Raw genomic sequence first — 26,015 nt, forward strand, 5'->3', positions numbered from 1 at the left:
GCATGTCTGGTTTCGATGATTCTGTCCTATTCATGGGGAATGTTCCGCAAAATTTAATCCGTGCCTAATAAGTGTTTGGGATAAGTGTTTGGGAGTTTTTGGGGCGATCGCGCCCGATCCCCACACTCAAGATTCTAATCAGAGTTTCCCGATGGGCAAATCTGGAGGCTGCCAAGTCGCGCCTCGATCCAGCCCCGATCGAACGATTTCTCGCGAATACAGCCTGCGAAAAATTCTGCATCGGCGCTGTTTTCAAGTCACAGCACGCCAATCACAGCCCTTGGGTGGTTGAATCTCTGGCTCTAGGGTGCTGAGTCTGCCTCGTATTCGATGAGCGGCTGCGTCAGTTGAGTAATAGACTCGAACTGGAAGTTTGTTGCCCAGTGGGTTAAAGCGCTAGCCAAGCGGGAATAATCTGGCGGAATTTGCCGCACCAGTTGCAAAACGCGATCGTCAAATCCTTCTGTTGCTGCCTGATGCAGTTCAGCGATCCATTCCACAGGCATGAACGATAGATCGTTGTCTAAATTTTCGTCTAAATTTTCCGCAGATTCATTCGCTTCCGGTTGCCCCGTTTCAGCCATTTCACAGATATATTGAACGCCCAAATGTTCAGCAATCTTGGTCAGCAGCAGGCTCTCTTGAACAGGCTTGCGAATAAAATCATCGCAACCAGCCGCCAGCGCTGTGACCTTGGTTTCTTCAAACGCATCCGCCGTCAGCGCAATAATTTTAGCGGTCTTAATTGGGGGATAATCTGTGTTGCTTTGCGTTTGAATTTGAGATCTGAGTGTCTGTTCATCCTGGCGGATTTGTCGAACCGCGTCGAACCCATTCATTCCTGGCATTCGCAAATCCATCAGGATTAGATCGGGTTGCCAGGTAGACCAGCAGGCGATCGCCTCATAACCATTCGTTGCTTCCTTTAGCTCAAACCCAATAGACGCAAGCATCTCCACCAAAAACTGCCGATTCTGCCATTGGTCTTCGACAATCAGAATCCGGCAGGGGCCCTGATCTTGCGCTAGGGTCAGCACGCGGCGAGTTTCGACAGGCAGCAACACAGCCGCAGCGTCTTTCACCTGCACCTGAATTTCAAAGGCGAAAGTGCTGCCCTGCCCCAAGACGCTTTGAACGCGGATGTCGCCACCCATCAAGTTTACAAAGTGACGGCTAATCGTCAGCCCCAACCCTGTGCCCTCACTGGCTTGTTGACTATGCTTCGCCTGGACAAAGGCATTAAACAAGTCTTCAATTTCCTCCGCCGCAATGCCACAGCCCGTGTCGATGACTTCAAACTGGAGTCGCTGGGTTTGGGGGGTGTCCGGCTGCGAAGAGTCATTGGGCAAGTGGTCAGGTGCTTCGGCAACCAAAGCCCGCAAAGTCACGCTACCCGCCTTGGTGAACTTGATGGCATTGCTGAGTAAGTTGAGTAAGATTTGCCGCAGCTTGCCTTCATCCGTCACGATATACTGCGGCAGGTTTGGGGCGCGATCTAGCACCAGTGAAATACTTTTCTCGGATGCCTTGAAGCGCAGCAGTTGCATCAGTCCATCCAGCAGTTGATACAAGTCAAAGCTACTAGTGCTGAGCTTAATTCGACCGGCTTCGATCTTCGAGACTTCTAAAATGTCGTTGATCAAACTCAGCAAATGTTCGCCGCTGTGGTTAATAATTTCTAACTGCTCTCGCTGGCTGTCGTTGAGCAGGGGATCGTAGGCTAGAAGCTGGCTAAATCCAAGGATGGCGTTGAGCGGGGTTCGGAGTTCGTGGCTCATGTTGGCCAGGAATGTACTCTTGGCAGAATTGGCGGCCTCAGCGGTTTCTTTGGCCTGCTTTAGCTCTAGCTCGGTGCGTTTGCGATCGCTCACATCCCGACAAATACAAAGCTGCACTGTTTGCCCATCCCAATTGACCGGATTGGCGCTAATTTCAACTTCGTAGATCGAGCCATCTTTGCGGCGATGGCGCGTTTCAAACCGATGGCTCCGGTCTTTAAACTCGGCCTTGATTTGCACCAGTTCCTCTGCGGTCCACTGCGCTTCCCAATCGGCGACTGTCAGGGATTGGACTTCCTCTAGCGAATAGCCCAGCATCCGGGCAAAGCTGGGATTGGCTTCTATCACTCGCCCCTGGGACATCACCACGATGCCGTCTACGGATGCCTCAAACAGGGCTTTGCTGCGGGCTAATTCTCTGGCGAGGGCGGCTTCTGCCTGCTTGCGATCGCTGATATCTCTCATAAAACAGTGATGGCCGGTGAACTGCCCTTCCTGGTTGTAGGCAGCCACCATAATGGCCTGCTTGTAGAAGATAGAGCCATCCTTGCGGAGACCCCGCAGTTCTAGCTCGGCCTTGCCGTGTTGCAGCATAGACTCATAGCCTGCGATCGCCGTCGCCAGTTCTTCGGGGTGAACGGTTTGCCGCCAGTTCATCCCGATCATGTCTGCTGGCTCATAGCCCATGATCCGAGCGTAGGCTCGGTTAACAGACAGATAGCGTCCCTGTGGGTCGAGCCGCGCAATGCCCTCGATGGCGTTGCTCATGGCGGCGCTCATTTCCTGAAGTGCCAATTCTGCCTGCCGCCGCTCGGTGATGTCTTCGTGGACGGCGACATAGACCATGCCATAGTCGGGATGGTCGAACCGAACGGTAGTAGCTCGGCACCAAAAGGGTGTGCCGTCTTTTTTGCGGTTGCAGATGGTGTAGGTATATTCGCCGTAGGTATCAAGGTGATAGGTGATGTTGCGATGGACTTCCTGGGCATCCAGTGTGTCGTCTTCGTAGTTCACGGCGGAGGCGTGTTTGCCGTTGAGTCCGCCACTTTCGTAGCCAAACATGGCCTCGAATTTGGGGTTGGCGTAGACGATGATGCCGTCGCTCGCCCGCACCAGGCACACGCCTTCGGCCATGTTCTGCACGATCAGGCTGTGCATTTCCAGAGATTTCTCAGTTTTGATGCGGTCGGTGATCTCCCAGCAGAGTCCTTGAATTTCTACGATTTGCCCGTCAGCGTCAAACACCGGGCTTTTCATGCTTTGGAAGTATTGGCGATCGCCCGTGGCTTCCGACATTTCAACACGGCTGACAGGTTCTCCGGTTTGCAGGACTCGTGCATCTGCCGTGAGGCACTGCGCGACCAAATCTGGCGGCAAGATATCAGGGGTGGTTTTGCCCAGGCACTCCTCAAGGGTCATGCCCAAGAAATTAAGATAGGCGGGGTTGGCGAACGTAATGCGATCGTGCCGATCTTTGCGATAGAGATACAGCGGCAGTACATCGGTCAGAGATTTATATAGCTTCTGGCTGGCGACCAATTCTTCTTCGGCCTGTTTGCGCCCAGTAATATCGACAGTAATCACGGTCGCAATCCAACTGTCGGCGATCGCATCTCGGCGGGCCGTGAGCGTGGCCAGGTGCCAGCGCAGCGATCCGTCTTTGCAGTAGAACCGATATTCGTAGGTGCAGGTGCCCTCCTGAAAAATCACGTCGTAGAGCGGCAGGATGACGGTTTTTAGGTCATCAGGGTGGACTCGCGACATCCACAGATGCTTGTCGGCCATGAGTTCTTCGGGTTCATAGCCATAGACGGCTCGGCTCCCTGCGGAATAGTAGTCATACACCCAGTCGTGATTGCCAAAGACGCGGAAGCTGCACACGGCGGCGATCGCATTGTTTAGCACGTCCTTCAGGCTGGCCTCTGATTCTTGCAACCGCTGGTAGAGGGCGGACTGCTGAATGGCGATCGCCAGTTGATCCACCAGCGCCTGAATTAAGCTACATTGCTCCTCAGTCCAAATAGTCTTTGGATTCTTGGTTACGGCGAGGCAGCCCCAAACCCGGCCGTCTATTGCCATTGGGGCAATCAGCCAAGAGCCTGGAAAAAGCTCTGCAAGTTGGCGATTTACGTCATCTTCAAGCAGGCTGGCATCATCAATTTTGATAATTTCCATGTGCCGAAGCCGGGCCGCGATGGGATTGTCGGCATCCGGAATTTGCAGCCCCTTCACATCCGGCAAATCGGGGTGGGCGCGGTAGCTCGCTACAATCTGCCAATAGCCGCGCTCGGAGAAAAGCTGTATAACGTTGGTCTGATCTGCGCCCAGCAGTTGTGTAATTTCCTGGGTTGCAGTGCTAAAGATCACATCCAGGTCTAGCGATTGGCGAATTGCCTGAATCACCCGGTTAAGTGCATGTTCCCGCTGCACCTTCTGCTGGAGGGCAAGTTCTGCCGCTTTGCGATCGCTGATATCGACTACCCGCACCAGGTTAAACTGCTGGTCGTCAAAGGTAATGAACTTGGCCGACAGGTCGCCCCAAAACTCTCGCCCTTTGCGCGTGACATACTCCACCTCCATGTTCCAGGAGCCTTGATGAGCAATTTGCTGGGCGATCGCCTCCACCTCTTCTGGCGTAAAGGGCCGCTTTTGCAGGAGATTTCCTGTAAACCCGATTAGGTCTGCTTTGCAGTCCGCCTCAAACAGTTCAACCGCCCGCTGGTTGCAATCGACCGTGTGCAGGGTTTCCAGATCGACCAGAAACAGCGCGTCGTTAGATTCATTAAACAATAGCTCCTGAAAATCGCGCTGGCGTTCGAGTTCGCTTTCCAGGGCTTTGAGTTCGGAAATATTGTGGCTAACGACGAGGATCTCTTCGACCTGATCATAGATGTCAAAGAGCGGTGCAGCGCTTACCAGCCACTCTTGCTCCGCATAGGCCATCTCGATTTGACCAGAATCGCCCGCTAGCGTCCGTTGGAGCAGCAGTGCTAGCTGAGGATAGGTTTCGCGGGGTGCCGCCTCAAAGACATGCTTGTCAACCCAAAAATCTGCTGTAAACCCAATGTCTTGGAGTACTTGCCCGCTGGCAAAGGTAATCCTTAGGTTGCGATCCAGCAGGCACACCACGGTATTGGGCACATTGTCTACCAGCTTTCGATAGCGGGCTTCGCTCGCTTCTAGGGCGCGTTCGGTCTGCTGGCGGGCGGCTTCGGCATATTTGCGATCGCTGATGTCTATCATTACGCCCGTCATGCGGAGGGGCTGTCCGCTCTCGTCATAAATCCCCTGGCCCTTGGTCAGCACCCAGTGCTCGGTGCCGTCGGGATGCACCACGCGATACTCGACTTCTAGCAGCGTGTGCTGTTCGAGCGCCTGCTGGAATGCCTGCTCTACCCACTCCAGGTCTTCTGGATGGACGCGATCGCGCCAGGTATAGTAGTTGCTGGGATACTCTCCCGGCCGCAGCCCCATCAGGCGGAAGTGGCTCTCGCTCCAGACTGCCTCGCCCGTGGCCACGTCAAATGCCCAACTGCCCGTCTGGCTTAGCTCTAGCGCCTGTCGTCGGTGTTGCTCGCTGGCTTGCAGCGCGGCTTCGGCTTGCTTGCGGTCAGTAATATCCACACCAACCGTCATCAGATACTCGTAGCCGTCGATTTCATAGCGCTCCGCTGTCATCAAGACCGTGCGAATCTCGCCATCTTTGCGGCGCAGTTGAAACTCAATGTCCGCCGCGCCGCCCTGGGTTTGCACCTGTTGCAGCAGTTGTTCTCGTTGGGGCAGATTTACCCACAGGTCAAGTTCGGCGGCAGTGCGTCCGATGACTTCATCACGGGTATAGCCTGTGTATTGCTCGAAGGCGGGATTGACCTCGATATACTGCCCCGTCGGCAGGCAGGAGACGACGATCGCCGCTGGGCTACAGCGGAAAAAGGACGCATAGCGCTTCTCTGAGTCTCGCAGGGCGGCTTCGGCCAGGTCGCGGGCCAGTTCGGCCCGTTTGCGCTCGGTGAAATCTTCTGCAAAGCCCACGAAGCGAATGATGCTGCCTGCCTCATCCCGAACAGGGAAGACATCTGCCCGCACCCAGCGAATGCTTCCATCGGGGCGAACGATGCGATATTCCCGATGCGCGGCTTCACCCTGATGTTGGTTGGCAATAGACGCAAGAACCGTGGGGCGATCGCCCGGATGCACTGCCTCTAGCCAAGACTGGGGATTGCGGTACAAGCTTTCGCAACTGCGGCCCCAGATTCGCTCGTAGGCCGGGCTAACGTAAAGGTATTCACCCGTTTTGGCATCGCACACCAGAAAAAGCTGGTTGACATGGTTGGCGATTTGCTGGAATCTCTCTTCGCTCTGGCGCAGCGATTCCTCAGCGGCCCGCCGCTCGGCTTCTAGCTGTTTGCGCTCGGTAATGTCTTCGATAATGCCTGCACAGCGAGTAAATGCGCCCGTTTCGTCTAGGACGGGAAAAACTTCGGCCTGCACCCAGCGGAGCGTGCCGTCGGGTCGGAAGATTCGGTATTCGTGATGGATGCGATCGCCCTGAAACTGGCGCTCTACGACTTCTTCTACCTCTAGACGATCCTCTGGATGCACCGCCTCCATCCAAGAGTCGCGGTCTTGATACAGGCTTTCGCAACTGCGGCCCCAGATCGCTTCATAGCCCGGACTGGCATACAAACACTGCCCCGACTGGGCATCGCGGATTAGAATAAACTGCTTGATGCTGTTGGCAATTTGGTGAAATCTTTCTTCACTCTGGCGCAAAGCTGTTGCGGTGTTTCGCAGTTCCGCTTCTAGGCGCTTTTGCTCGGTAATGTCTGTATCCACAAACGTTACCCGCCAGCAGTTTTCTGCGGCATCCCAGCGGGGCGACAGGTGGCTTGCCATCCAGCGTAAACTGCCATCTTTGTGCAAAAAGCGGTACTCCATGCGGTGCGATCGCCCAGCCAAAATCGCGTCTACTTCTTGAGAAAGCACCGTTTCTCGATCTTCCGGCAGCACCCGCTCCAGCCATGCACCGCCAATCAATTCTGCATTTGTGAAGCCAAACACCCGTTCGCAGCCTGCGGAGCAATAGTCATACTGCCAATGGCGATCGGGATACAGGCGAATCTGCCCGATTGATGCCGCCGCCTGATCGAGAATCTGGCTGGCAAGTTGCGGAGGTGCGGGCTGAGAAGATTCGACAGGTTCAGTGGGCTGGGCGATCGCCGTAATCCAGAGGCTCGGCTCGTCGCCAAACGACACAGCGCGGGCCGACAGCAGCACCGGCCGGCGACTGCCAGTGCGGGTGCAAAAAACATCGGCGATCGCGCTCACCGTCTCCTCTGTCTGAATCTGCTGAACAAGCCGTGCGTAGCTGCCCTCCTCTGCCCAGATGCCCGTCTCAGCAATCGGCCGCCCCGCCATCTCGCTGGCGCTCCATCCCACCAGCTCACAAAACGCCTCGTTGATTTCTAGAATCCGCCCTTCGGGAAAAGACAGCAGCAGACTTGCCGCCGGAGTTGCCTGAAAAACCTCGCGGAATACTGAGTCACAGCAAGCCTGCGTTGCCGCTTGCTGATCCGAAGCGCGATTTTTGAAAAGATGCATAAACATGAACTGTGGAGCGTTTAGCAGCGAGGGCAACAGGAATTTATTAAGAAATAGTTTTTTTGCTTCTAGTGTTCCAGAATACCCGACAAATCTACGCAAATCTTCATTTCGCTCTTAGCAAAATGAAATCCTTAAGAATTAAAAGATATTGACCTATTCGCCTGACGTAAAACGACTCAGGCTTATTTGTAATGGAAGGATTTGACGGGGCTGCATCCACGCAAAATCAATGGATGGAGCCGATTCCCTGCATGGACTGAATGCAGGGCCAATTAATACCTGTTTTATCGTTACGTATTTGGATGATACTGTGGCTCAGCAACATTGCGATTAGCCATACTTCGTTTTATTAAACTTATCGAATGTTCATCTTCGAGAATTTTCTATGCCGAATGGCAGTCTTGCTTCAGTAGAGTTGCTGGCGCGAAGATCGCTGCACTCTTCCGCAAAGGTTTTAAATCCAGCCATTGCGCGTGGCCTGATAAATCGCCTGATAGCGAGTCTGCACCTGAAGCTTGGACAGGACGTTGTTGAGGTGAAACTTGATCGTGCTTTCGCTGAGGATCAGCCGATCGGCAATGTCGCGATCGCGCAATCCCTGCACCAGCAGCCCCAAAATTTCGCGCTCTCGCTCCGATAGCCCCTTCAGTTCTTCGGCCAGCGTCGGCGGCCAGGGCCGGTCTTGCAGCACGGTTTCAACAGCCTGACGCAACTGCATTGGGGTAATGTCTAGGTCAATCCGTCCCAAAACGGCGGCTGGCAGCGTGGGCAACGGCTGAGCCTGGGTTTGCAGCCACAGCACCCAACGGGCTTGGGCTGCGGCGGCTAGGTCGTCGGTGAGGAGCGGCAGATCTGCGCCATCTGCCAGACTTGTAGATGGAACGACGGAGAGTCCAGCCAGGACAGCCAGTTGCGTCAGGGCAAGCTGCACAATAGCACGGGTACAAACGATGCGCACGGCGGGCCCTGCTGCTGCCCCTGCGTCGGGCAGTTGCAACACCACTTGCAGCACGTTCTGCGATGGGTTGGGCAAGAGTTGCAGCGTGCCCCGCAAACAGGCCGCCGCCAGCGGAAACTCGCCAAACGCTTCTTCACTCCAGTCTTGCAGGCGATGGGCTGCAAAGCTGGGCGGCGCAATCATCGCTTCTAGAATGACCTGGTGCGGCTCGTAGCTGAGGCGGCAGTAGGTGCAAGACAGCCCGTGCAGCACCTCCGCCAGCCGCAAAAACAGACAGGCGATCGCCGGAGACAGCACCCGCTCTGTTCCCACCAAGCTGAGGCGCGTCGGCGGCAGCCATTGGGCAATTTGTTCCGAGAGCAGCGGCGTGGGAGAGCCAGAACGCAGAGCGGCGATCGCCCTTTCTTCCTGCCGCTGCCGCTGCCCCGCATTGATCATCACGGCCAGCGTGGTGCAGAGGCTTTGCAGCACCTCCAAAAACTCTGGCGACAGTGGGCGATGGCTGAAGACCGCCAGCACGCCAATCACGCGATCGCCAATCGCCAGCGGATAGCCTGCAAAGCCCGTAATCTGGTTGGCGATCGCCCAGTCGCGATCCTTAACCCAGGCTTCATTGGCGAGATTATTGCTCAAAAACGGAATGCGATTTTGAGCGATTTTACCCACCTTAAACGCCCCCAGCGGCACTCGCGCGAAGGAACCATCCAGCCGGGTATATAACCCCGACGAAGCCACCAGCCGCAAAAACTGCCCGTCCGGTTCCATCAGCCAGATGCGGGCAAACGCACAGTCAAACGCATCTACCAGTCCGTCTGTGGCCCGGCGCACCATTTCTTCTGGCTCTCGACAGTCCCCAAACTGCTGCACCAGCGAACTGACCTGCTGCAAGCCCATCAGCAGGCGCGTTGCATCGACAAAATTGGCAGACGATTCGGACACCGACGTTTCGCAATCGCTCCAAAAAAGGGGGTTACGACCTGAACAGGCTGCTTCTCTTCTTTCTATATCAATTATCTATATCATTAGCAATTCTCTATACCATTGAGCCTGCGATCGCCCCGGAGGCTCTGTATCACTGGCTACCGTCTCTCGCGCCTCACCCAAAGGCGGTTGCGTCCCGGATCAAGCAGCCGTTAAACAAAAAAAAGAAGGTGGCGATCGCCCGCTCTCAATGTATTCGGTGTATGACTCGGTGTATAACACTGCGTCGTAGCTGTCGTGCGAGCAGCTTGTTTCCCCCGAAGTTTTGGTCGTTTAGTCACCTACGGTGCCGGTAGATGCGGACAACACCTACCAATGCCGTCCAATGCCGTCCAATGCCGTAAACGACGAACCGGCAAAATTTTTCGGGGAGAAAGGTAAGCCGCACCGATCGGAATCAAATTGCAGCTTGATGGATGACTGTGGTGGATACCCCTGATCGGCGCAAGCAAAATTTTGGGCGTTGCTGAATTCAAGGATGAATCAGTTGTGGGATAGGCATCTTACCGAACCTGAGGGAGTGAAGTAGCAAACGCATCGAGTGCTTTAGCCTGTCTACGGACTTGGAATTACGATGCGGGGGAGCAAGATAATGCCTCAAGCGGCTGATGAGCTACAGGTACTCTGCCAGAAAATCGAGGGCATCAGTGGCATCTGCACCGAAGGGGTCATCTTCCCAGCAGGGGGCAGGCAACAGCAGCGCCAGATTTGCCAGCACGTCCGCTTCGATTTCATCCAGATTTTTCACCGAAAACCAGTCCTCTAGCGCCTTCAGGTCGCGATCGCGCAGAGGAGCCAGCGTTGGCGTTTCAACAGGCGGGACGATCGGCAATTCAGGCAGGGGTGCAAGCCTGCTTCCTGGCTCTACCCTCGCCAGCGCCACGTCTCCATCGGGCAGCCGCAGGGCGGATGTTGTGCCCACAGCCTGCCGACGAGCCACGCGCTTGCGGGTGAGGGCACGCGCACTAAACTCCAACAGTTCTGCTAGAGACGGGTCGGCGTTGTCGTGAGGAGAGGTGAGGAACATGGAGGGTGTGTGGGAGGAGGAGGGAGGAGGAGTGGAACAGGAGAGATGGCGAAGAAGCGCAGGCTGAACTAGCGCGCGTGTGCGTCTGTGTATGCTTGGCGGGTGGTGAAGTTGGGGTGCAATGAGCTAGCGCGATCGCGCTCTGTTCGACCGGGCTATACAACCGGAACCCACAAGCAGGTTATGCAGCTGAGAACAGCGTTTCAGCAGGGACAGCGCGACTGGGAACAGCGTTTAACTTAGTCTGTCGGGATTCCGAACCTGGGCCAACCGACCTTATGCTGAAATGCCTGTGAAATGCCTGCATAATGTCCTGAAACTCAGGCAATGTGAGCCTGCGGGCACTTCAGAAGTATTGGGTTTGCAGACTGAAGACTGGCACAGGGCGATCGCCCAGGTGAATTAATTGAACTGGGACTCAGCAGATCCTGAGGATTAGAAGCAACCAGAATCAACAGATTCTTGAATCCGGCGAGATAGCGAAAACTGCTATCACTTAAACCAGATTTTGGCTTCAGCAACGCTGCGGAAATTTGAGAAACACCCCGTTTCTTGAAGATACGAAAAAATCCGGAAAGTTGCCAATTTATTTACAGATCGTTCACGGTTATGCAATAGGGCTGGAGCGTCACTTCAAAGACCTCGGCAAACGACTGGGCGATCGCCCCTTGCACCTCCGCCACGGTAATCTCTGGAATCCAGTCGGCTAGGCAACCCACCGGGCGATCGCCGATGCCGCAGGGCACGATCGCCCCAAAGCCGCCCATCTCCGGGCAAACATTTAGCGAAAAGCCGTGCATCGTCACCCACCGGCTCACCTTCACGCCAATTGCACCGACCTTGCGCCCGCCCACCCATACGCCCGTCAGCCCGTCGATCCGGCCGCCCACCAGCCCAAACAGGGCGATCGCCCGGATCATCACCTCCTCCAACTGCCGCAAATACCAGTGCAAATCCTGCCGATAGCGCCGCAGGTTCAGAATCGGGTAGCCCACCAGTTGCCCCGGCCCGTGATACGTCACCTCGCCGCCGCGCTCGACCCGGTGAATCTCTGCATCCGTCCGCTCAAGATCAAACTTCACAAAGTCCAGCGTTGCCCCCTGCCCCAGCGTGTAGACGGGTGGATGCTCCAGCAAGATCAGCAGGTCTGGAGAATCAGGCTGCTGGATCAGGCGATTTAAGTGCGATCGCTGCCATTCCCAGGCTGTTTTGTAAGGCACAAGTCCCGCTTCCCAAAACCAGCAAATCCGGCTGGATGATTGATTTACCCGTTGCTCTACCAAAGGACTCATCCCGCCCAAAAGCGACCGTCTGCACCCGCCAACAAATCAAGAATCATCACAGCTTGCAAAGCAATATGTAACGAATCCGTCGTCTAGAATACAAGGTGCTAGGGTGAAAATATACCCACTACAACAGGGTAATTGAATACCCACCATTAAGGGGAGGAAGCTCTATGAAGCTTGTCATCCAGGGCAAAAACATTGAGATCACCGATGCACTCCATGAATACGTTCGTCAGAAAGTTGAAAAGGCAGTGAGTCATTTCCAAAACCTGACGACCGAAGTGGATGTATGTTTGTCGGTGGCTCGCAACCCCCGGATTAACCCTCGACAAACGGCTGAGGTGACGATCTACGCAAACGGCGCTGTTGTCCGCGCAGAAGAAAGCAGCGAAAACCTCTACGCCAGCATCGACCTCGTGGCGGACAAGATTAGCCGCCAGCTCCGCAAGTTCAAAGAAAAGCGGAAAACACACACACCCATCCGCACGGCGGAGGTGTTGCCCTATCAACCCGTTGATGCCGACTTGCTCGCCAACCGCGAACCCGAACTGCCCTCGGAGGTGGTGCGAAGCAAGTATTTTGCCATGCCGCCGATGACCATCGAGCAGGCGCTAGAACAGCTTGAACTGGTAGATCACGATTTTTATATGTTTCTTAACGCCGAGACGGGCGAAATCAACGTGATTTACGAGCGCAATCACGGCGGCTATGGCGTGATTCAGCCGCGCCGCACCAATGGCCACCACCCTGCCGAAAATGGCAATGGCAAAGCGGCTCAAAATGGCACCAAAGCCTACACGCCTTCGACTTCTGCTTCGGTTCATAAAGGAACCTAGACCGCAGGGCGCGTTGGTTCATGCCACTCGTTTAAGTCAGCTACATCAATCAGTTACAGCGGCTCATGCAGCGGCTTACGCAGCGACTTAAACGTGACTAACCGCTCTTAACTGATCGCTCTGATCGCTCTTAACAGGAAAAACGGGAGTCCAGCAGTTTCGCTTGGCTCCCGTTTTGGGTTTTAGCAAAACTTACGCCCCTGAAGCCACCAGCCCTAACCCCACCAAGCTCCTGAAAACACAATACGGGGTCGTGTCGATTCGGGTTCTGCGATTTTGAATGGTCAGTCAAGCATCTGTGGGGCTTTTGGCGATTCCATTCATAGCGCCCTTGGGGAGGGCTAATGCCGCTTGGGGCATGAGAGGGTCAATTTAATACATCAAGCACAAAGCTTCCACATTAGATTTCATTTTGATTCTTTGATTTCACGTCTTTGGAAAGCGGATACGTATACATAGCCAGCCTGAGTGTATAGAAGCACTTCATGATGCCTCCATGAAAGCACCGTGAATTTTCCGTAAAGACCTGGGGGTAAAAGTATCAGACCCTTTGGCGATTCAGCTAATCTACGCTCTACAAAGTAAATTCATACACGGGTCAGGAATGATAAAGATTTAGTGGACTGACCGGATGCCCCTTTCTGTCCGTAGTTACACGGTTTAAGTTGTACGTATACGCAGTGGGATCTTGAAAACTTTAAGAAGTAAATTTATTTACTGCCTGATGTTGAGGTGAGTGGTTTCACTGACGCAGGCGCAGGTGATTTCTGAGGTGTTTCTGGTTTGTCAGTCTCTTTGAGGGCAATTAAGTGTCTAGCTCATTTCAGGCAATAAGCCGCTTTAGGGGGCGTTGAAGGGGGGGTGAAACGTATTTTGACTGGAGTTTAGTTCTGTTCCGCTGATTCGGTTGTTGGTTCGTCGGCAGAGTTTCTCTTGCATCAGAGTTCAAGCTTGTCGCCTGATCAACCTTGGTTTCAACCCCCGGTTTTAGGTGCATGACTGATCATCTGGTCTTGGGTGCATGTGTTTCGGTTACGTTTGAGTGTTAGCTGGAGATTCAAAAGAGATGGTTTCCATAAAATCCCTCTCGCTCGGTTCGGCATCTAGAACCCTATCCGACTTGCGATCGCCCGCCTTTACTCAACTCCGCAGAGGTGTGGCAATTGGCTGGGTGCGGATGCTCAGTTTGCTCGTGTCGGATGGCGCTGCGATTTTACTGGCTTGGGGGCTGGCGGTTTCTCTAGGAACCGAGTTGGACTCCCCTTGGAGCAGTTTAGGCCGCTACTCCTTCTTACCGCTCATTCTGGCGGTCAAGCTGGGAGTCATGATTTCGCGAGGGCTATACGGTTCGGGGCTGCCCCGTCGAGACTATCTGGGAGTTGTCAAAGCGCTTTCGCTGGCGGAAGGATTGCTGCTGCTGATTGCCTTCCTCTACGAGCCAGATCGGTATGTCTCGCGCTCGACGTTTCTAATTTCCTGGTTTCTGAGTGTGGCATTTGTATGCAGTGGTCGGTTCTTGATTGACCGGGGCACTGAGATCGTTCGTAAGCGTGGTGCAGCCTGCTATCCGGTATTTTTAATCTGTGATGATGATGAGCAGCAGCGAAATATTCAATTGATAGAAAAAGAAAATCGTTATCGACTGATGGGGGTGGCAAGTGCCCGCGCCCTCGACCGACGCAATCGAGATGAAACGATCCGACGAGTCCGAGAACTTGGCATCGCGGAGCTGTTTGTTTCTTGGACTTCGATTCAAAACCGACTCCACCTTTGCTGGCATTTTCAAACGGCGGGCATTACGCTTCGTATCTTGCCGGGTGAAATTGCCTCTTCGTTTCCCAAGTCGCAGTTTCGGATGATGGGTGAGTTGCCGACGCTGACACTGGAAGCGCCAGTTCTGGTCGGCAGTGATTTTTGGGTCAAGCGGTTCTTTGATTTCTGGGGCGCGGCGATCGCCATTCTGGTGTTTTCTCCGCTATACGTTGCGATCGCCCTGCTGATTCGGATGGATTCTCCGGGGCCCATCTTCTTCCGGCAAACCCGCGTTGGTCTACATGGCAATAAGTTCAAGGTCTGGAAGTTCCGCACAATGGTACAGAATGCGGCTCAGCTTCAGGCCGTGCTAGAGGCGCAGAACGAGATGAAGGACGGCGTGCTGTTCAAGATGAAGGACGACCCCCGGATTACGCGAATCGGCAAGTTCCTGCGTCGCTACAGCCTGGATGAGCTACCGCAACTGTTCAATGTGCTGGTGGGTGAGATGAGCTTCGTGGGGCCGCGCCCTCTGCCTGTGCGAGATGTTGAGCGCTTTCAAGAGCGCCACTTCATTCGGCAAGAGGTGCTGCCTGGCATTACGGGACTGTGGCAGGTTTCGGGGCGTTCGGATATTACCGATTTCGAGAAGGCCGTGCAGCTTGATCTGATCTACATCACCAACTGGTCGCTCTGGCTTGACTTAAAGATTCTGCTGAAGACGGTTCAGGTGGTGATTGGCAAGAGCGGCGCTTATTAAGCCCTCTCCTAGAGCGGCAGAGGGACTTTGAGCCTCTCTTGCTCCCCTTCTCCCCACCTGAGAGAAGGGGTTGGGGGATGAGGGCAGATTGAAAGTTGCACATCGCGTCTATAAATCGCGTCTATACAACTTAAGCGGGAGGGCACAATGCTCTCTCGCTTCTTCTTATTTCTTCTTATAACGGCTCTCCTGAGATTATGATTCTTCTGCGGCGCTTAATCGTTTATTCACTACTGAGTAAATAAACCTCACCCTGTTCGTCTCCGTCGATCACAATGCTCTCAAACATCAGTCGGCCCTGCACGGTTCGCCGCTCTCCGGATTGCACCGTTGAGTCTGGCGAGAGAACCCAGATGCTGCCTGTGTTGTCTTGCAGTTCATACAGCAGCGCATCTACAAGCGGAGCGCGATCGCCCACCACGCCCGACACTCGGACGGGCACGCTAAACACAAACGGCATCCGCTGCACCGAGCGAATCGAAACCGGAATGCCCACCCAACTGAGGGCCGCAAATCGCAGCGGCGTGAACAGCAGCACTGCGAGTACAATGCCTAGCAGCACTGCCAGAAGATAGGAGAGCGATCGCCGTTGAGTCACGGTTGGGGCATGTTGGAGGGTTGGAGGGCCAGAGCCGTTGGAGCTTTGGAGTGTTGAAGCATGAGACTGCTGATATCCAATGATCCGATTTCCAAAGCAACCATGCGAGCCACGGGCATTGTGCTGGTATTTGTGGGCGGGCTGCTGCTGCTGCAAGCGTGGAATGAAGTGCAGACATCGGGGCGGCGCAGCCGAACCTTTTGGCAGGATATGGTTTTAGGGAGCGCGTTTGCGGCGCTGGGGGTGTGGCTGATCGTGTGGGGGGTGTTGCGCTAGTGGCTTGGTTGCTGAGGGCCCGGCTTGAAACGACTGACACACCCTACGCCACAGGGGATGCCTTGGTCCCCGCTGGCGAATTTCTAGAACGCACTCACTCAGACGACGGCGGTAGTCGGTGGGAATGCCAAACAGGAGCGTACAGCTTTGCCACAGCAGGGTTGAAACCGTGAGGCTAGCGCAGAGAATCAGCCCTGTGGCGGCCAAGGGATGGTAGATCAGCCCGTAGCGCACGGCAGTCCAGGTAAAATATTGTCGCCAGAGCGCAATTTCATCGCGCAGGTGCCACAGGGAGAGCGGCACGACCGCTAGCCACAACAGCCTCAGCCACCGCCAGCGCATGTTCATCCAGTGCTGATGCAGCCGCTCCACTTCAGCCTGAAAGTCTGAATCCGTGGGAAAGGGGTCTGGCTGGGCCGCAGGTTTTTTCCAAATCGGTTTGGGCCACATAGAAGCCACGTCTGAGAAGCCACGTCTGAGAAGCTACATCAAAAAAGCCATTTCCAAAAAGCCATTTCTAAAAAAGCCATTTCAAAGCCATATCTAAGTAAAACTGCGTCGTAAAACTGCGTCGGCGCTGTCTAGAGGGACTGGGTGGTCAGGCATCTTCTGGGCTGGGAGTAATGTCTAGCGGGCCGTCGGCAACGGGTTCTGGCTGGGCGATCGCCCGTCCCGTCCGCTCTCGCCAAAAGGCCAGCAGCGTGCTGGCGATAAAAATACTGGAATAAGCACCTGCTACGAATCCCACAATCAGCGCCAGGGCAAAGTATTTCAGCGTTTCTCCACCAAACAGGAAGATCGCCACCAGGCTTAAGATTGTGGTCAATGTCGTGTTGATGGAGCGGGTCAGGGTTTGGTTTACCGCTTCGTCCACGATGTCGTTGATGTGGCGACCCGGGCTTTCCTTGATGCGCTCCCGGATGCGATCGTAAATTACCACCGTATCATTCACCGAAAAGCCCACAATCGTCAGCAGCGCCACAATAAACAGGCTATCCACCTCCAGCCCTGCCACCAGCCCCAGAATCGAAAACAGCCCCAGCGTCACCAGCACATCGTGCAGCAGTGCCACAATCGCAAACAGAGCATAGTCAAACTGGAACCGCAGGCTGAGGTAGACCATAATGCCCGCAAAGGCCGCCAGCAGCGCCAGCAGCCCCGATGTGAAAATCTGCCGACCGAGCGTGGGTCCTACGGTGTCAATCTGGGTTGCAGCAGGGTCAAATTTGCCCAGCTTAGCCTCCAGGGCTTGCAGGAGTTCGGTTCGCTGTTCCACATTCAGCGTCGAAGTGCGAATCAGCAGGGCATCTTGCTCGGTTCCTAATACCTGGATGCTGCTGTTTGCTAGTCCCTGTTCTGCCAGAACAGACCGCACCGTTGCTGGATCGATGGGCTGCTCACAGGTTTTCTCGCGGGCGCAGGCCAGCTCTAGCTGGAGCCGGGAGCCGCCCACAAAGTCGAGGCTAGGCCGCAGCGGCGCACCAAAGTTTTGCCAGGAGATCAACATCGCTGCCAGTCCACTGAGGATGAAGGCGGCGGAGATCGCCCACCAGAGGTTGCGCTGTTTGATGACGTGCAGTTTCATGGAGTTGCCTTTGCCAGACGTGCGGCAGAAATGAACGGCAGAGCGGAGCCTTGTTTCGAGAGATGTTCAAACCTTCTCAGGTCGAAGAGGGACGAGCCGAGGGGGAATTGGAAACGCCGGGGCTAAAGTAGCTGGGCTTCCGCAGGCTGGGAACCGACAGCGCAGTGAGCAGCAGCGTGCGGGTACAGGTCAGCGCGGTAAACATGCTGACGACCACGCCAATTGCCAGCGTTAGGGCGAAGCCTTTGACCAGGCCCACCCCCAGCCAGAACAGGGCAGCACAGGCAATCAGCGTGGTGACGTTGCTGTCCAAAATGCTGGAAAAAGCGCGATAGAAGCCAGATTCTACGGAGCGGTAGAGGGTTTTGCCAGACCGCAATTCTTCGCGGGTGCGCTCGAAGATCAGCACGTTGGCATCCACCGCCATGCCGATGCTGAGGATAAACCCGGCAATCCCCGGCAGCGTGAGCGTGACGTTGAGCAGGTTGAACAACGCCAGGGTCAGCAGCGCGTAGACGACCAAAGCAATATCAGCTAGCAGACCCGGCAGGCGGTAATACACCACCATGAAGATGAGGACGAGAATGAGGCCGGCGATCGCCGCATAGATACTCCGCTGAATGCTGTCGCGGCCCAGGGTTGCGCCGACGGTGCGGTTTTCGACAATTTCCACCGGCACAGGCAGCGCCCCACTCCGCAGTTGCAGCGCCAGTTCCCCGGCCCGCTGTGCGTCAAAGCCGCCGCTGATGCTGGCACGGCCGCCGACGATGCCCGTTTCGGCATATTTCACGTCTACGGTGGGAGCGCTGAGCAAATCGTCATCTAGGAAAATGCCCAGGCTGCGGCCTGTGCCCGCTACGGCTTTGGTCATTTCAGCAAATTTCTGGCCGCCCTCCTCGTTAAATTCCAGCCCCACTTCCCAGGCGTTGCCGCTGATGGGCTGGGCGTAGGCATTTCGTAGCATGTCGCCTGTCAGCCCTACTTTGTCGAACAAGCTGGCGATCGCCTGGTTGCTGCGCTCGATGGCGGCTCGGTTTTCGGCCAATTCTGCCGGGTCTGCGTTGTTAATTTCTAGATTCGCCTGCTGCACGAGCAAGCCTTGCAGCACCTGATATTCTGCCCGAAGCTGGGCCTCTGTGCCCTGGCGCTGTTGGCGAAAATCGAGCTGGGCCGTGTCGCCCAACACTCGCTCTGCCTGGGCCGGATCGCTCACGCCCGGAAGCTGAACCAAAAGCTGCGTGTCGCCCACGGTCTGCACCAGCGCCTCCGATACGCCCAGCCCGTTGACCCGGCGCTCCACCACCGCCCGCACGCTCTCCATCTTCTCTGGTGTGATTTCGGGGACTTCTGCCGTCGGGCTGACCTGGAGCGTCAACTGTGACCCGCCCCGCAAATCCAGACCCAAATTCAGTGGTCGCTGGGTCAGCAAAACCGCCGCGGCGATCGCCAACAGTAAAATCAACGCCAGGAGAGAACGCTGTCTGCCCATGCTTTGTAGCTCATACGACAATCGCTATGATAGCCGGATTTGGGGAGTGTTGGGGCGTTAGCGCCTTAGGGTGGAACTGTGAAAATCGAGGATCATGCTGTCCTGTCATTCCCTCTGCCCTTCCAAACGCGATCCACTTGCCGATCTGCGCGCACCTCCACCACCCAATCCACTTGCTCAGAATCCCGCAGCAGCGGCGGGTAAAACAGCGCGGGATGGAGCGATCGCCAGAAATATTCCACAAACTGGTCGATTTCGGCATCGCTCATGCCGGGGCGGCCAGCGGCGGTCATGCGGTGTTCGGCTTGCTTTCGCCACTGCTGGCTGAGGCGATAATCATCGGGGCGCAGCACGATCAGCCCATCCAGCAGGCTCCACAGGGGCAGATAGTCTGCCAAACGAGTATTGCAGTCGCGGGCAAAGGCTCGGTCGGCGGCGGTGAGAATGGGCGGCGGCGCGTCGTCGAAGGCGGCTGAGTCGATGGGGCGCAGCCCGACAAACCAGCCTTCAAATAGCACAATGTCTGCGCCGGACACTGGCTCTGGCGGAATGCGATCGCCCTGGCCCTGGTGCAGCGATTTGTCGAACCGGGGCAGCAGCACGGGACTTTTGCCCTGTCGCAGGGCTTGGAGCGTCTGAATTCCCAGATTTACATCGTGAGTGCCGGGGGGGCCGCGCCAGCGCAATCGCGGATCGGCCTGCTGCAACTGCTGGCGATCGCCCCAGGTTTTGTACAAGTCATCAATCGATAAACAAACAACCCGCAGCCCGTCCGCCGCCAAAATGCCGCGTAGCAGCCGCGCCAGGGTCGATTTGCCCGTGCCCTGGCCGCCCAGGATGCCCTGAATCAGAGGGCGAGAGAGCAATCGCCAGCGCTGCTTGAGCCATTCTGCCAGCGGCAACCACAGACCCCACAGCAGATCTAGGGGCACTGCGTCCCAGCCGAGTTCATCCTGGCACAGGGGGGCGATCGCCCGATACGCCTGTCGAAAGTGTTCGGCTTGGGCGATCATCCAGTCGTCTAGCTGGGCCTCGGCAAGCCCAAACTGCTCAGGTCGCCAGCCCCGTGCCAGCCAATCTGCCCTCAGCAGCGAAACTGCTAACGAAACGGCTGCGGACGAATCGGAACCCTGCCCAGAAAACGGTTCGTCAGCGAGTTTCGCCAGGAGGGTCTGGAGTGGAGCGTTTTGAGTTGCCACAAGTTGCTGTAAGTTGCCACGATGCGTCTTGCCGAACCGCTTGCCGAACCGCTTGCCGAACTTTTGCTGCACCTCAGCTTCCCAGCTTGAAGGCTTCCAAAAACAGTCCGTAGGTTAGCCCCATTTTCATGGCGTTTAGCATTTCTGACACGATGGACGGGCGCGGACGGCCGTTGACAAGCTGCGATCGCCGCTGCCAGTATACAAAGCGGCTAATCGCCTCTGTGATTGCCACCATCAGGGCTGATACCAAAATGTCCCATTCCGAAGTTGCCCCGGCTGTGGTGGCCACGGCCCCCGCCAGAAAATTTCCCAGCAGCAAACTCATCACCACCAGCGAAATCCGCCGCCAGGGGTTGAGCAACCATTGGTCAAACTGGCCCAGCGTACCGTTGAGGAGGCGAGTCAGGCGGGTGTCCTGCATTTGAGGGATCTACAAGGTCTAAGAGGTTCAGCGTGGGGGTTAAGGCAGTTCGACGGAGGTGGGTTTGGCGACGTGGGGCAGGCCCCAGCCCAGCTTCTCGCGGAGGACGTGGAAAAATTCCGGTGGCTTTAGCCGCACAAACTTGGCAGGATAGGGCGATCGCTGCACGCGCACCCGATCTTCGGGACAGACGTAGCAGCCTGCGTTGCCGTCCACGACCATCACCAGGCGATCGGGGTTGGCTGCGTAGATTGTAACGGGTTCTGTGGCAGAAAAAACCAGGGCGCGAGAGGCCAGCGAGTGCGGGCAGATCGGCACCAACTGCATCACGGCTACGTCGGGCGTGATCACCGGGCCACCTGCTGACAGCGCGTAGGCCGTGGACCCCGTGGGGGTAGAGAGAATAATGCCGTCGGCGGCGATATCGACGGGCGCATGGCGGCCCACTTCCACCTCGAAGTGGCACATGCTGGTCAACGGCTCCCGATGCAGCACCATCTCGTTCAGGCAGAGCGCCTCCCAGGCCAGCACGTCCTTTTGAAACAACTGAACCGTCAGCATCAGGCGCTCTTCGATATCGTAATCCTGCGCCAAAATCGCCTCAATTGCCTGAGGAAGCTGGTTCAAATAGGTTTCGGTCAAGAAGCCCATGTGCCCCGTGTTGATGGCCAGCAGCGGAATGCCGTGGGGGGCGACCTGCCGAAACGCCGCCAGCACGGTTCCATCTCCGCCCAGCACCACCGCCAGCGCCATGTCTTCGTCAAACCCGGTGGGGGCAAGACTGGCGATCGGCGTATGACACATGGGCCGGTTCGGCTTGGAATATCCCAGGATGCCGCCCATTCCGGTTGCCAGGTATACCTCCCAGCCATAGCCTGCAATTTTCTCGTTCAGTTCTTCCGCAATGCGGCAGGCCACAGGTTTGATGTCGTTGTAGATAATCCCGATTTTGGGCACACTCAGCGTCCGGTTCTGGTGGTTGGGCAGTCGTCGAGGGAAAGGGTCGCACAAGGGTCGAGTCGGCGAATTTGGCGATCGCCCTCCAGACTGGCTCCGCAGCAGCGATGCAGCTTGAACTCAGGCAACACGCCTCTGCAAGAGCGGCCAAGAGCGACCAAAAGAGAGCTAGCCGGGACAGAGCTGCGCTCCAGGCTGACCCATCATTCCCTTACTATTTAGATTATGTCCAACCGTAGAAGTTTGCACGCTGCTGCTCAAGAGTTGGTAGGGGATGGGGCGATCGCCCCCAATACAGACTGATAATCCCAGCTAATGACCCCCTGCGGATTCTCCAATCTCCCCAATTCTGCTTTGAGTTGCGACTTTTGTGAATACTTGTTACAAGTGAGGTGGTTTCGTTACAAATTCGTTACAAGAATTGAACGATCCGCTGCGGATGCCTCCCACTCCTCTACTGCTGGATACCCTTTCAACAAAGCCTATGTTTGGCGGTTTTACTGGTTTCACACGCCCACTCAATACTGACATGGGTGAGCAGGTGCTGAATGCGGTTGCAAACCAGTCCATCCGCCACCTGTTCACGAGCAGCGAAGCCATCGACGTGCAGATCCGCTGCTTTCCCTCCAGCAAGCTGTTGCAGGGCAGCATCGACAGCTTCAAGATGCAGGGCCGTAACCTGGTGATTCGGCGCGATTTCCACGTCGAAGAAATGTCGTTTACCACGGATGCAGTGTCGATTGACCCGGCCTCGGCGCTAAGCGGGCAACTCCGCCTCAAGCAGCCTACGCAGGCTGTGGCGCAGGTAATCCTCACAGAAGAGGGGATTAACAAGGCTTTTGGCGCTGATTTGGTGCGCCAGCATTTGGTGAATGTCGAGATGGAGGCGCTGACGAATCTATCGGGCGGCGAACCCGTATCTTTTCGGGATGTCCACATTACCCTGATGCCCGAAAACCAGGTGCATATTGGGGCAAAGGTGGATTTGCCAAACCGAAAGGATCTGCCGATTAGCCTGCGGTCTATGATCGCCGTTGAAAAGCGCCGACAGATCCGCTTTCAGAATGCAGAGTTTGATCCAGAGGGCGTGCCAGACGAAGGGCGATCGCTCTCTAAAATCGTCAGCCTCGCCTTTGCTGAGGTGCTAGACGGCATGGTGGATCTAGATCGGTTTGATCTGGACGGCGTGATGGTGCGGATCAATCGTCTGGAAACCCACGGCAAAAAACTGGTGTTTACCGGGTATGCTCAAATAGATCACTTTCCCGGCTCTCGGTAAAGTCGCCTTTTTTGCCCCGTTTCATGTCAATTCCTAACCTACTTGCCACGGGCGGCCTGGTGATGGTGCCGCTGCTGGGGCTATCGATCTTGGCGATGGCGCTAGTGCTAGAGCGACTGGTGTTCTGGTGGCAGTTGACCCGCCAGCAAGATCGCGTCATCCAGGACACGCTGGCTCTCTATCGCCGCAGCCCCCGCGCCGCGTTTCAAAAGCTAGAGCAGCACGCCAACCTGCCCATGGCCCGCATTTTCCTGGCGGCGCTGGAGCTAGAGCAGGCCACGCCGGACGAGTTTCGGCTGGCGCTAGAGAGCGCGGCCCAGGCAGAGCTACCCTTGCTACGACGGTTCAACACGGTTTTCGACACGGTGATCAGCGTTGCGCCGCTGCTGGGGCTGTTGGGCACGATTCTGGGGTTGATCCAGTCCTTTAGCTCGCTGCGGCTGGGCGACCTCGGCGGTACGCAGACCGCAGGGGTGACGGCGGGCATCAGCGAGGCGCTCATCTCCACCGCCGCTGGGCTGATTGTGGCGATTATCACGCTGCTGTTTGCCAACACGTTTCGCGGCCTATATCAGCGGCAGGTGGCGCTGATTCAGGAATACGGCGGCCAGTTGGAACTGCTGCACCGCCGCCGTCAGGAATATCGGAGTCCCCCCTATGCGTCTACCCAGTGAGCCAGATCCGCCGCCGTCGATCAACATCGTGCCGATGATCGACGTGATTTTTGCGATTCTCACCTTCTTTGTCCTATCTACGCTGTTTCTGACGCGCTCCGAGGGGTTGCCTGTGAACCTGCCAGGGGCGGCGACGGCAGATCTCCAACCCCAGGAGCAAACCGTTGTCACCATAGACGCTAGCGGCAACCTGTCGCTCAATCGCCAGCCGATGACGCTAGACGCGCTGGATGCGGCGGTGCGCCAGCGAACGGACGGGGGCAATTCGCCGCTGGTGGTGATTAATGCTGACAAGGCTGTGCCCCACGGTCAGGTGGTGGCGGTGATGGATCGGCTGCGGGCGATTCCGAATGTGCGGTTGGCGATCGCCACGGAACGACCCTAGCAATTTTGGATTTTGGGATTTTGGGATTTTGGATTTTGGGATTTTGGATTTCAGGCTTTGGAGGCGAGGAACTCATCGTAGGCGGCGTAAACGCCCTGGACGTTGTACCAGTTGAGAAAGACGCGGGCGATTTCGAGCGCAAGCTGCGGTTTGCCCCGATCGATTAGCCATTGCAGCAGGGGCGCGAGGGTGCGCTCGTTGAGCCGGCCGCCGAGAGACAGCACGCCCCACAGGACGCGGTGCAGCCAGGTCATCTGGATCATCAGGCGCACGTCCCAGGTGGGGTGCTTTTGGTAGAACAACACGCCCATCCGGCCGCGCTGAATTTCTTTGTCAATTAGGTTGGGAATTTGGCTGAGGGCGAAGGGCGGATGCCAGTGATAGCCGACGGCCGCCGGACATTTCACGAGGGTCAGACCCAGGTTTTTCAGGCGAACGCCCAGTTCCAGGTCTTCCCAGCCGTAGAGCTGAAAGCGCGTGTCAAACAGCCCCGCTTGCTCTAGCCAGTGACGGGCGATCGCCACGTTTCCAGTGGCAAAGTAGGCCGCCGAAAAATCCGTCACCTTGAACGGTTCAGCGGTTGGGTCGTCGAAATTGCAGGTGTTGATCACGCGGCCGTAGGTAAAGAGGCGATCGCTCCCCACCCGCTTTGTGCCTTCCAGCAGCGCCGCCGCGTGGGCCTGCAAGAAGACCTCCGTCACCACCAGATCGCTGTCGATAAAGATAATCGTGTCGCCTGTTGCTTTTTCCACGCCCAGATTACGAGCCGCAGCCGGCCCCCGGTGATCTTGCAGAAACAGGCGGACGTGTGGCAATGCTGCGGCGTTTGCCCGGAGCCAGCCGACGGTTTCATCCGTCGAGCCGTCGTCTACGACGACGACTTCATAGCCTTCGATGGGGCTATTGGGCAGAATGACCTGCTGTTCGAGCGATCGCAGGCATTTTTCCAGAATCGGCTTGCGGTTGTAAGTCGGAATAACAACGCTAAAGAACACGCTTTCCCTCGGACAAGTTCTGAATCAGGCAACGCAATCTCGGCGCAATCTCAATTCTCCGATTTTGGATTTGCAATTAGATTTGCAATTGAATTTGCGATTTTGGATTGCCAGTCGAGCTTTTGCTAGGCTTCCAGCAATTTCCTTCGCAGCGCCACCTAGAAGAATTGGACACCAGCCCCAGCAGCCCACGGCCGCCAGCACGTCACTCTGAGCTTAGCGCAGCCGCCAGGCGACCTGTCCCACATGGAGGACGCTTATTCCTGAATTCGCACACCGACCACAGGCGCATTGAATCGGAAGGTTTGTCCCTCCAGTTCCAGCGGCGTGCCCACTTTCACCTTGTTGTTGCCCAGCACTGGGCCATCGTCCGTCATTTGGGCATCTCCTGCCAGAGTAATCATCATGTCTAGGGTAAAGTCCAACTCTGGGCGCGGATCGGGCAGCGAAATCACCGTGCCATCGGGCTGGGGAACCGCCACCGAGCGGGGAAGCTGCTTTACGCCCACCACGTCCAGTTCGCCATAGGGCTGGTTTCGGATGATCACATTGACCTTTTTGCTCTCTTGCAAGGATTGCACCAGCGCCGCCGGATCGCTGACCGTTAGCCCACGCACAATGGTATCCACCTGCACGGGCTTGGTCTGTACGCCAAGCTGCGCCACCGAGGAACCCGAAGTTCCTGGCACTAGAAAAACTGCCACCGCCACCAGCAGCATCACCAGCGCCGCGCCCAAATCGAGGATATTGACCTTGCCAAACAACCGTCCCTTTGAGTCCAGAATAGCCATGTCTGAAGCGTTCTAGCCGACGCGATACCAGGTTTAACCAAATTCCTGCACCACTGCAAATGCAGCGGACTCTGAAAGAGTAGCACGACGGGATGACGGTGGTGCAGTCCGTCCATTGGAGGGGGAAAATATTTGGGCAGTGGAGGGACTTAAGACCTTTTTGGATGATTTGCGGGCATCAACCCGCTACAAGTATTCTGCCTGTATTTCGACAGTTGGGAGCATCTGCTCATCTTTATGCTGCACGGTCTGGAGGCACACATCTCGCCCAGCACCACTCGCCCAGTACCAACTGAGCCGCCATACTGAGCGTTGCTGCTGCTGGCGCAGGACAATTGACGGGGGCGATCGCATCCAGTACAATCGTCCATCAAGCTGTAA

The 26,015-nt window shown here is 56.2% G+C and carries 21 protein-coding genes and 1 pseudogene; 7 read left to right on the forward strand and 15 right to left on the reverse strand.

The window, feature by feature from the left end:
• Positions 1-302: 302 nt before the first annotated feature.
• The 4 genes and pseudogenes from IGS51_RS09960 to IGS51_RS09975 all read right to left on the reverse strand — a co-directional run bounded on the left by IGS51_RS09960 (position 303) and on the right by IGS51_RS09975 (position 10,348).
• Positions 303-7,385 carry a PAS domain S-box protein gene (locus IGS51_RS09960; protein WP_297078261.1) on the reverse strand — a complete coding sequence of 2,361 codons (7,083 nt, stop codon included), beginning with the start codon at positions 7,383-7,385 and terminating at the stop codon, positions 303-305.
• Between the two features lie 451 nt (positions 7,386-7,836).
• Positions 7,837-9,279, reverse strand: a complete 1,443-nt coding sequence (locus tag IGS51_RS09965; RefSeq protein ID WP_297078262.1) for a GAF domain-containing protein — start codon at positions 9,277-9,279, stop codon at positions 7,837-7,839.
• Positions 9,280-9,793: 514 nt separating this feature from the next.
• Positions 9,794-9,925: pseudogene (locus IGS51_RS09970) on the reverse strand (IS1 family transposase); the annotation flags it as partial.
• A gap of 9 nt (positions 9,926-9,934) precedes the next feature.
• Positions 9,935-10,348: a hypothetical protein gene (locus IGS51_RS09975; protein WP_297078263.1), complete on the reverse strand. Its 414-nt coding sequence runs from the start codon at positions 10,346-10,348 to the stop codon at positions 9,935-9,937.
• An 87-nt stretch (positions 10,349-10,435) separates the two neighbouring features.
• Here IGS51_RS09975 and IGS51_RS09980 point away from each other — a divergent pair, with 87 nt between their 5' ends.
• Positions 10,436-10,591 carry a hypothetical protein gene (locus tag IGS51_RS09980; RefSeq protein ID WP_297078264.1) on the forward strand — a complete coding sequence of 52 codons (156 nt, stop codon included), beginning with the start codon at positions 10,436-10,438 and terminating at the stop codon, positions 10,589-10,591.
• 347 nt (positions 10,592-10,938) lie between these two features.
• Here IGS51_RS09980 and lipB read toward each other — a convergent pair whose 3' ends face one another.
• A complete protein-coding gene (lipB, locus tag IGS51_RS09985) occupies positions 10,939-11,640 on the reverse strand; it encodes a lipoyl(octanoyl) transferase LipB (RefSeq protein ID WP_297078265.1) in 702 nt (233 codons plus the stop codon).
• 164 nt (positions 11,641-11,804) lie between these two features.
• Here lipB and raiA point away from each other — a divergent pair, with 164 nt between their 5' ends.
• Positions 11,805-12,470, forward strand: a complete 666-nt coding sequence (raiA, locus tag IGS51_RS09990; protein WP_297078266.1) for a ribosome-associated translation inhibitor RaiA — start codon at positions 11,805-11,807, stop codon at positions 12,468-12,470.
• A 1,066-nt stretch (positions 12,471-13,536) separates the two neighbouring features.
• Entirely contained in the window at positions 13,537-14,982 is a 1,446-nt protein-coding gene (locus IGS51_RS09995; RefSeq protein WP_297078267.1) for a sugar transferase, read from the forward strand.
• A 223-nt stretch (positions 14,983-15,205) separates the two neighbouring features.
• On the opposite strand, the gene IGS51_RS10000 is transcribed toward IGS51_RS09995, so the two are convergent.
• Positions 15,206-15,580: a hypothetical protein gene (locus IGS51_RS10000; protein WP_297078268.1), complete on the reverse strand. Its 375-nt coding sequence runs from the start codon at positions 15,578-15,580 to the stop codon at positions 15,206-15,208.
• 60 nt (positions 15,581-15,640) lie between these two features.
• Here IGS51_RS10000 and IGS51_RS10005 point away from each other — a divergent pair, with 60 nt between their 5' ends.
• Positions 15,641-15,856 carry a hypothetical protein gene (locus IGS51_RS10005; RefSeq protein WP_297078269.1) on the forward strand — a complete coding sequence of 72 codons (216 nt, stop codon included), beginning with the start codon at positions 15,641-15,643 and terminating at the stop codon, positions 15,854-15,856.
• On the opposite strand, the gene IGS51_RS10010 is transcribed toward IGS51_RS10005, so the two are convergent.
• From IGS51_RS10010 to IGS51_RS10035, 6 genes are all read right to left on the reverse strand, one after another.
• Entirely contained in the window at positions 15,797-16,306 is a 510-nt protein-coding gene (locus tag IGS51_RS10010; RefSeq protein ID WP_297078270.1) for a hypothetical protein, read from the reverse strand. The two genes, IGS51_RS10005 and IGS51_RS10010, sit on opposite strands and share 60 nt — an antisense overlap.
• Before the next feature lie 148 nt (positions 16,307-16,454).
• Positions 16,455-17,441 (reverse strand): protein translocase subunit SecF, encoded by a 987-nt coding sequence (gene secF / locus IGS51_RS10015; RefSeq protein ID WP_297078271.1) that lies wholly within the window; start codon positions 17,439-17,441, stop codon positions 16,455-16,457.
• Between the two features lie 76 nt (positions 17,442-17,517).
• On the reverse strand, positions 17,518-18,930 hold the full coding sequence (gene secD, locus IGS51_RS10020; RefSeq protein WP_172354971.1) for a protein translocase subunit SecD: 1,413 nt from the start codon (positions 18,928-18,930) through the stop codon (positions 17,518-17,520).
• 92 nt (positions 18,931-19,022) lie between these two features.
• Positions 19,023-20,201: a glycerate kinase gene (locus IGS51_RS10025; RefSeq protein WP_297078272.1), complete on the reverse strand. Its 1,179-nt coding sequence runs from the start codon at positions 20,199-20,201 to the stop codon at positions 19,023-19,025.
• A 1-nt stretch (position 20,202) separates the two neighbouring features.
• A complete protein-coding gene (locus IGS51_RS10030; protein ID WP_297078273.1) occupies positions 20,203-20,553 on the reverse strand; it encodes a DUF565 domain-containing protein in 351 nt (116 codons plus the stop codon).
• A 39-nt stretch (positions 20,554-20,592) separates the two neighbouring features.
• Positions 20,593-21,510, reverse strand: coding sequence for an NAD(+) kinase (locus tag IGS51_RS10035; RefSeq protein WP_297078279.1), 918 nt, complete (start codon positions 21,508-21,510; stop codon positions 20,593-20,595).
• A gap of 484 nt (positions 21,511-21,994) precedes the next feature.
• On the opposite strand from IGS51_RS10035, the gene IGS51_RS10040 reads away from it, so the two are divergent.
• From IGS51_RS10040 to IGS51_RS10050, 3 genes are read left to right on the forward strand one after another with little or no spacing between them, the layout of a single operon-like run.
• Positions 21,995-22,789 carry a DUF2993 domain-containing protein gene (locus IGS51_RS10040; protein ID WP_367279305.1) on the forward strand — a complete coding sequence of 265 codons (795 nt, stop codon included), beginning with the start codon at positions 21,995-21,997 and terminating at the stop codon, positions 22,787-22,789.
• Between the two features lie 23 nt (positions 22,790-22,812).
• The gene (locus tag IGS51_RS10045) at positions 22,813-23,463 is read left to right on the forward strand and encodes a MotA/TolQ/ExbB proton channel family protein (protein ID WP_297078275.1); all 651 of its coding nucleotides are present in this window, start codon (positions 22,813-22,815) and stop codon (positions 23,461-23,463) included.
• Positions 23,447-23,848 carry a biopolymer transporter ExbD gene (locus IGS51_RS10050; RefSeq protein WP_297078276.1) on the forward strand — a complete coding sequence of 134 codons (402 nt, stop codon included), beginning with the start codon at positions 23,447-23,449 and terminating at the stop codon, positions 23,846-23,848. Before IGS51_RS10045 ends, IGS51_RS10050 begins: the two co-directional genes overlap by 17 nt.
• Positions 23,849-23,898: 50 nt before the next feature.
• Here the strand turns inward: IGS51_RS10050 and IGS51_RS10055 are convergent, their stop codons facing one another.
• The 3 genes from IGS51_RS10055 to IGS51_RS10065 all read right to left on the reverse strand — a co-directional run.
• Positions 23,899-24,843: a glycosyltransferase gene (locus tag IGS51_RS10055; RefSeq protein WP_297078277.1), complete on the reverse strand. Its 945-nt coding sequence runs from the start codon at positions 24,841-24,843 to the stop codon at positions 23,899-23,901.
• Between the two features lie 257 nt (positions 24,844-25,100).
• A complete protein-coding gene (locus IGS51_RS10060) occupies positions 25,101-25,634 on the reverse strand; it encodes a DUF4330 domain-containing protein (RefSeq protein WP_172354959.1) in 534 nt (177 codons plus the stop codon).
• A 186-nt stretch (positions 25,635-25,820) separates the two neighbouring features.
• Positions 25,821-26,015: hypothetical protein (locus IGS51_RS10065; protein ID WP_297078278.1), on the reverse strand; the 195-nt coding region annotated here is incomplete at its 5' end.

Origin of the sequence: Thermoleptolyngbya sp. M55_K2018_002 (assembly GCF_015295965.1) — a bacterium.
Taxonomy (GTDB): Bacteria; Cyanobacteriota; Cyanobacteriia; order Elainellales; family Elainellaceae; genus Thermoleptolyngbya; species Thermoleptolyngbya sichuanensis.

Bases quoted from the DNA above. Each gene is read 5' to 3' on its own strand.
- IGS51_RS09960 (WP_297078261.1), bottom strand. From the start codon at position 7,385: ATGTTTATGCATCTTTTCAAAAATCGCGCTTCGGATCAGCAAGCGGCA.
- IGS51_RS10030 (WP_297078273.1), bottom strand. From the start codon at position 20,553: ATGCAGGACACCCGCCTGACTCGCCTCCTCAACGGTACGCTGGGCCAG.
- raiA (WP_297078266.1), top strand. From the start codon at position 11,805: ATGAAGCTTGTCATCCAGGGCAAAAACATTGAGATCACCGATGCACTC.
- IGS51_RS09975 (WP_297078263.1), bottom strand. From the start codon at position 10,348: ATGTTCCTCACCTCTCCTCACGACAACGCCGACCCGTCTCTAGCAGAA.
- IGS51_RS10005 (WP_297078269.1), top strand. From the start codon at position 15,641: ATGAGACTGCTGATATCCAATGATCCGATTTCCAAAGCAACCATGCGA.
- IGS51_RS10010 (WP_297078270.1), bottom strand. From the start codon at position 16,306: ATGTGGCCCAAACCGATTTGGAAAAAACCTGCGGCCCAGCCAGACCCC.
- IGS51_RS10050 (WP_297078276.1), top strand. From the start codon at position 23,447: ATGCGTCTACCCAGTGAGCCAGATCCGCCGCCGTCGATCAACATCGTG.
- secF (WP_297078271.1), bottom strand. From the start codon at position 17,441: ATGAAACTGCACGTCATCAAACAGCGCAACCTCTGGTGGGCGATCTCC.
- IGS51_RS10060 (WP_172354959.1), bottom strand. From the start codon at position 25,634: ATGGCTATTCTGGACTCAAAGGGACGGTTGTTTGGCAAGGTCAATATC.
- IGS51_RS10040 (WP_367279305.1), top strand. From the start codon at position 21,995: ATGTTTGGCGGTTTTACTGGTTTCACACGCCCACTCAATACTGACATG.
- IGS51_RS10045 (WP_297078275.1), top strand. From the start codon at position 22,813: ATGTCAATTCCTAACCTACTTGCCACGGGCGGCCTGGTGATGGTGCCG.
- lipB (WP_297078265.1), bottom strand. From the start codon at position 11,640: ATGAGTCCTTTGGTAGAGCAACGGGTAAATCAATCATCCAGCCGGATT.
- IGS51_RS09995 (WP_297078267.1), top strand. From the start codon at position 13,537: ATGGTTTCCATAAAATCCCTCTCGCTCGGTTCGGCATCTAGAACCCTA.
- secD (WP_172354971.1), bottom strand. From the start codon at position 18,930: ATGGGCAGACAGCGTTCTCTCCTGGCGTTGATTTTACTGTTGGCGATC.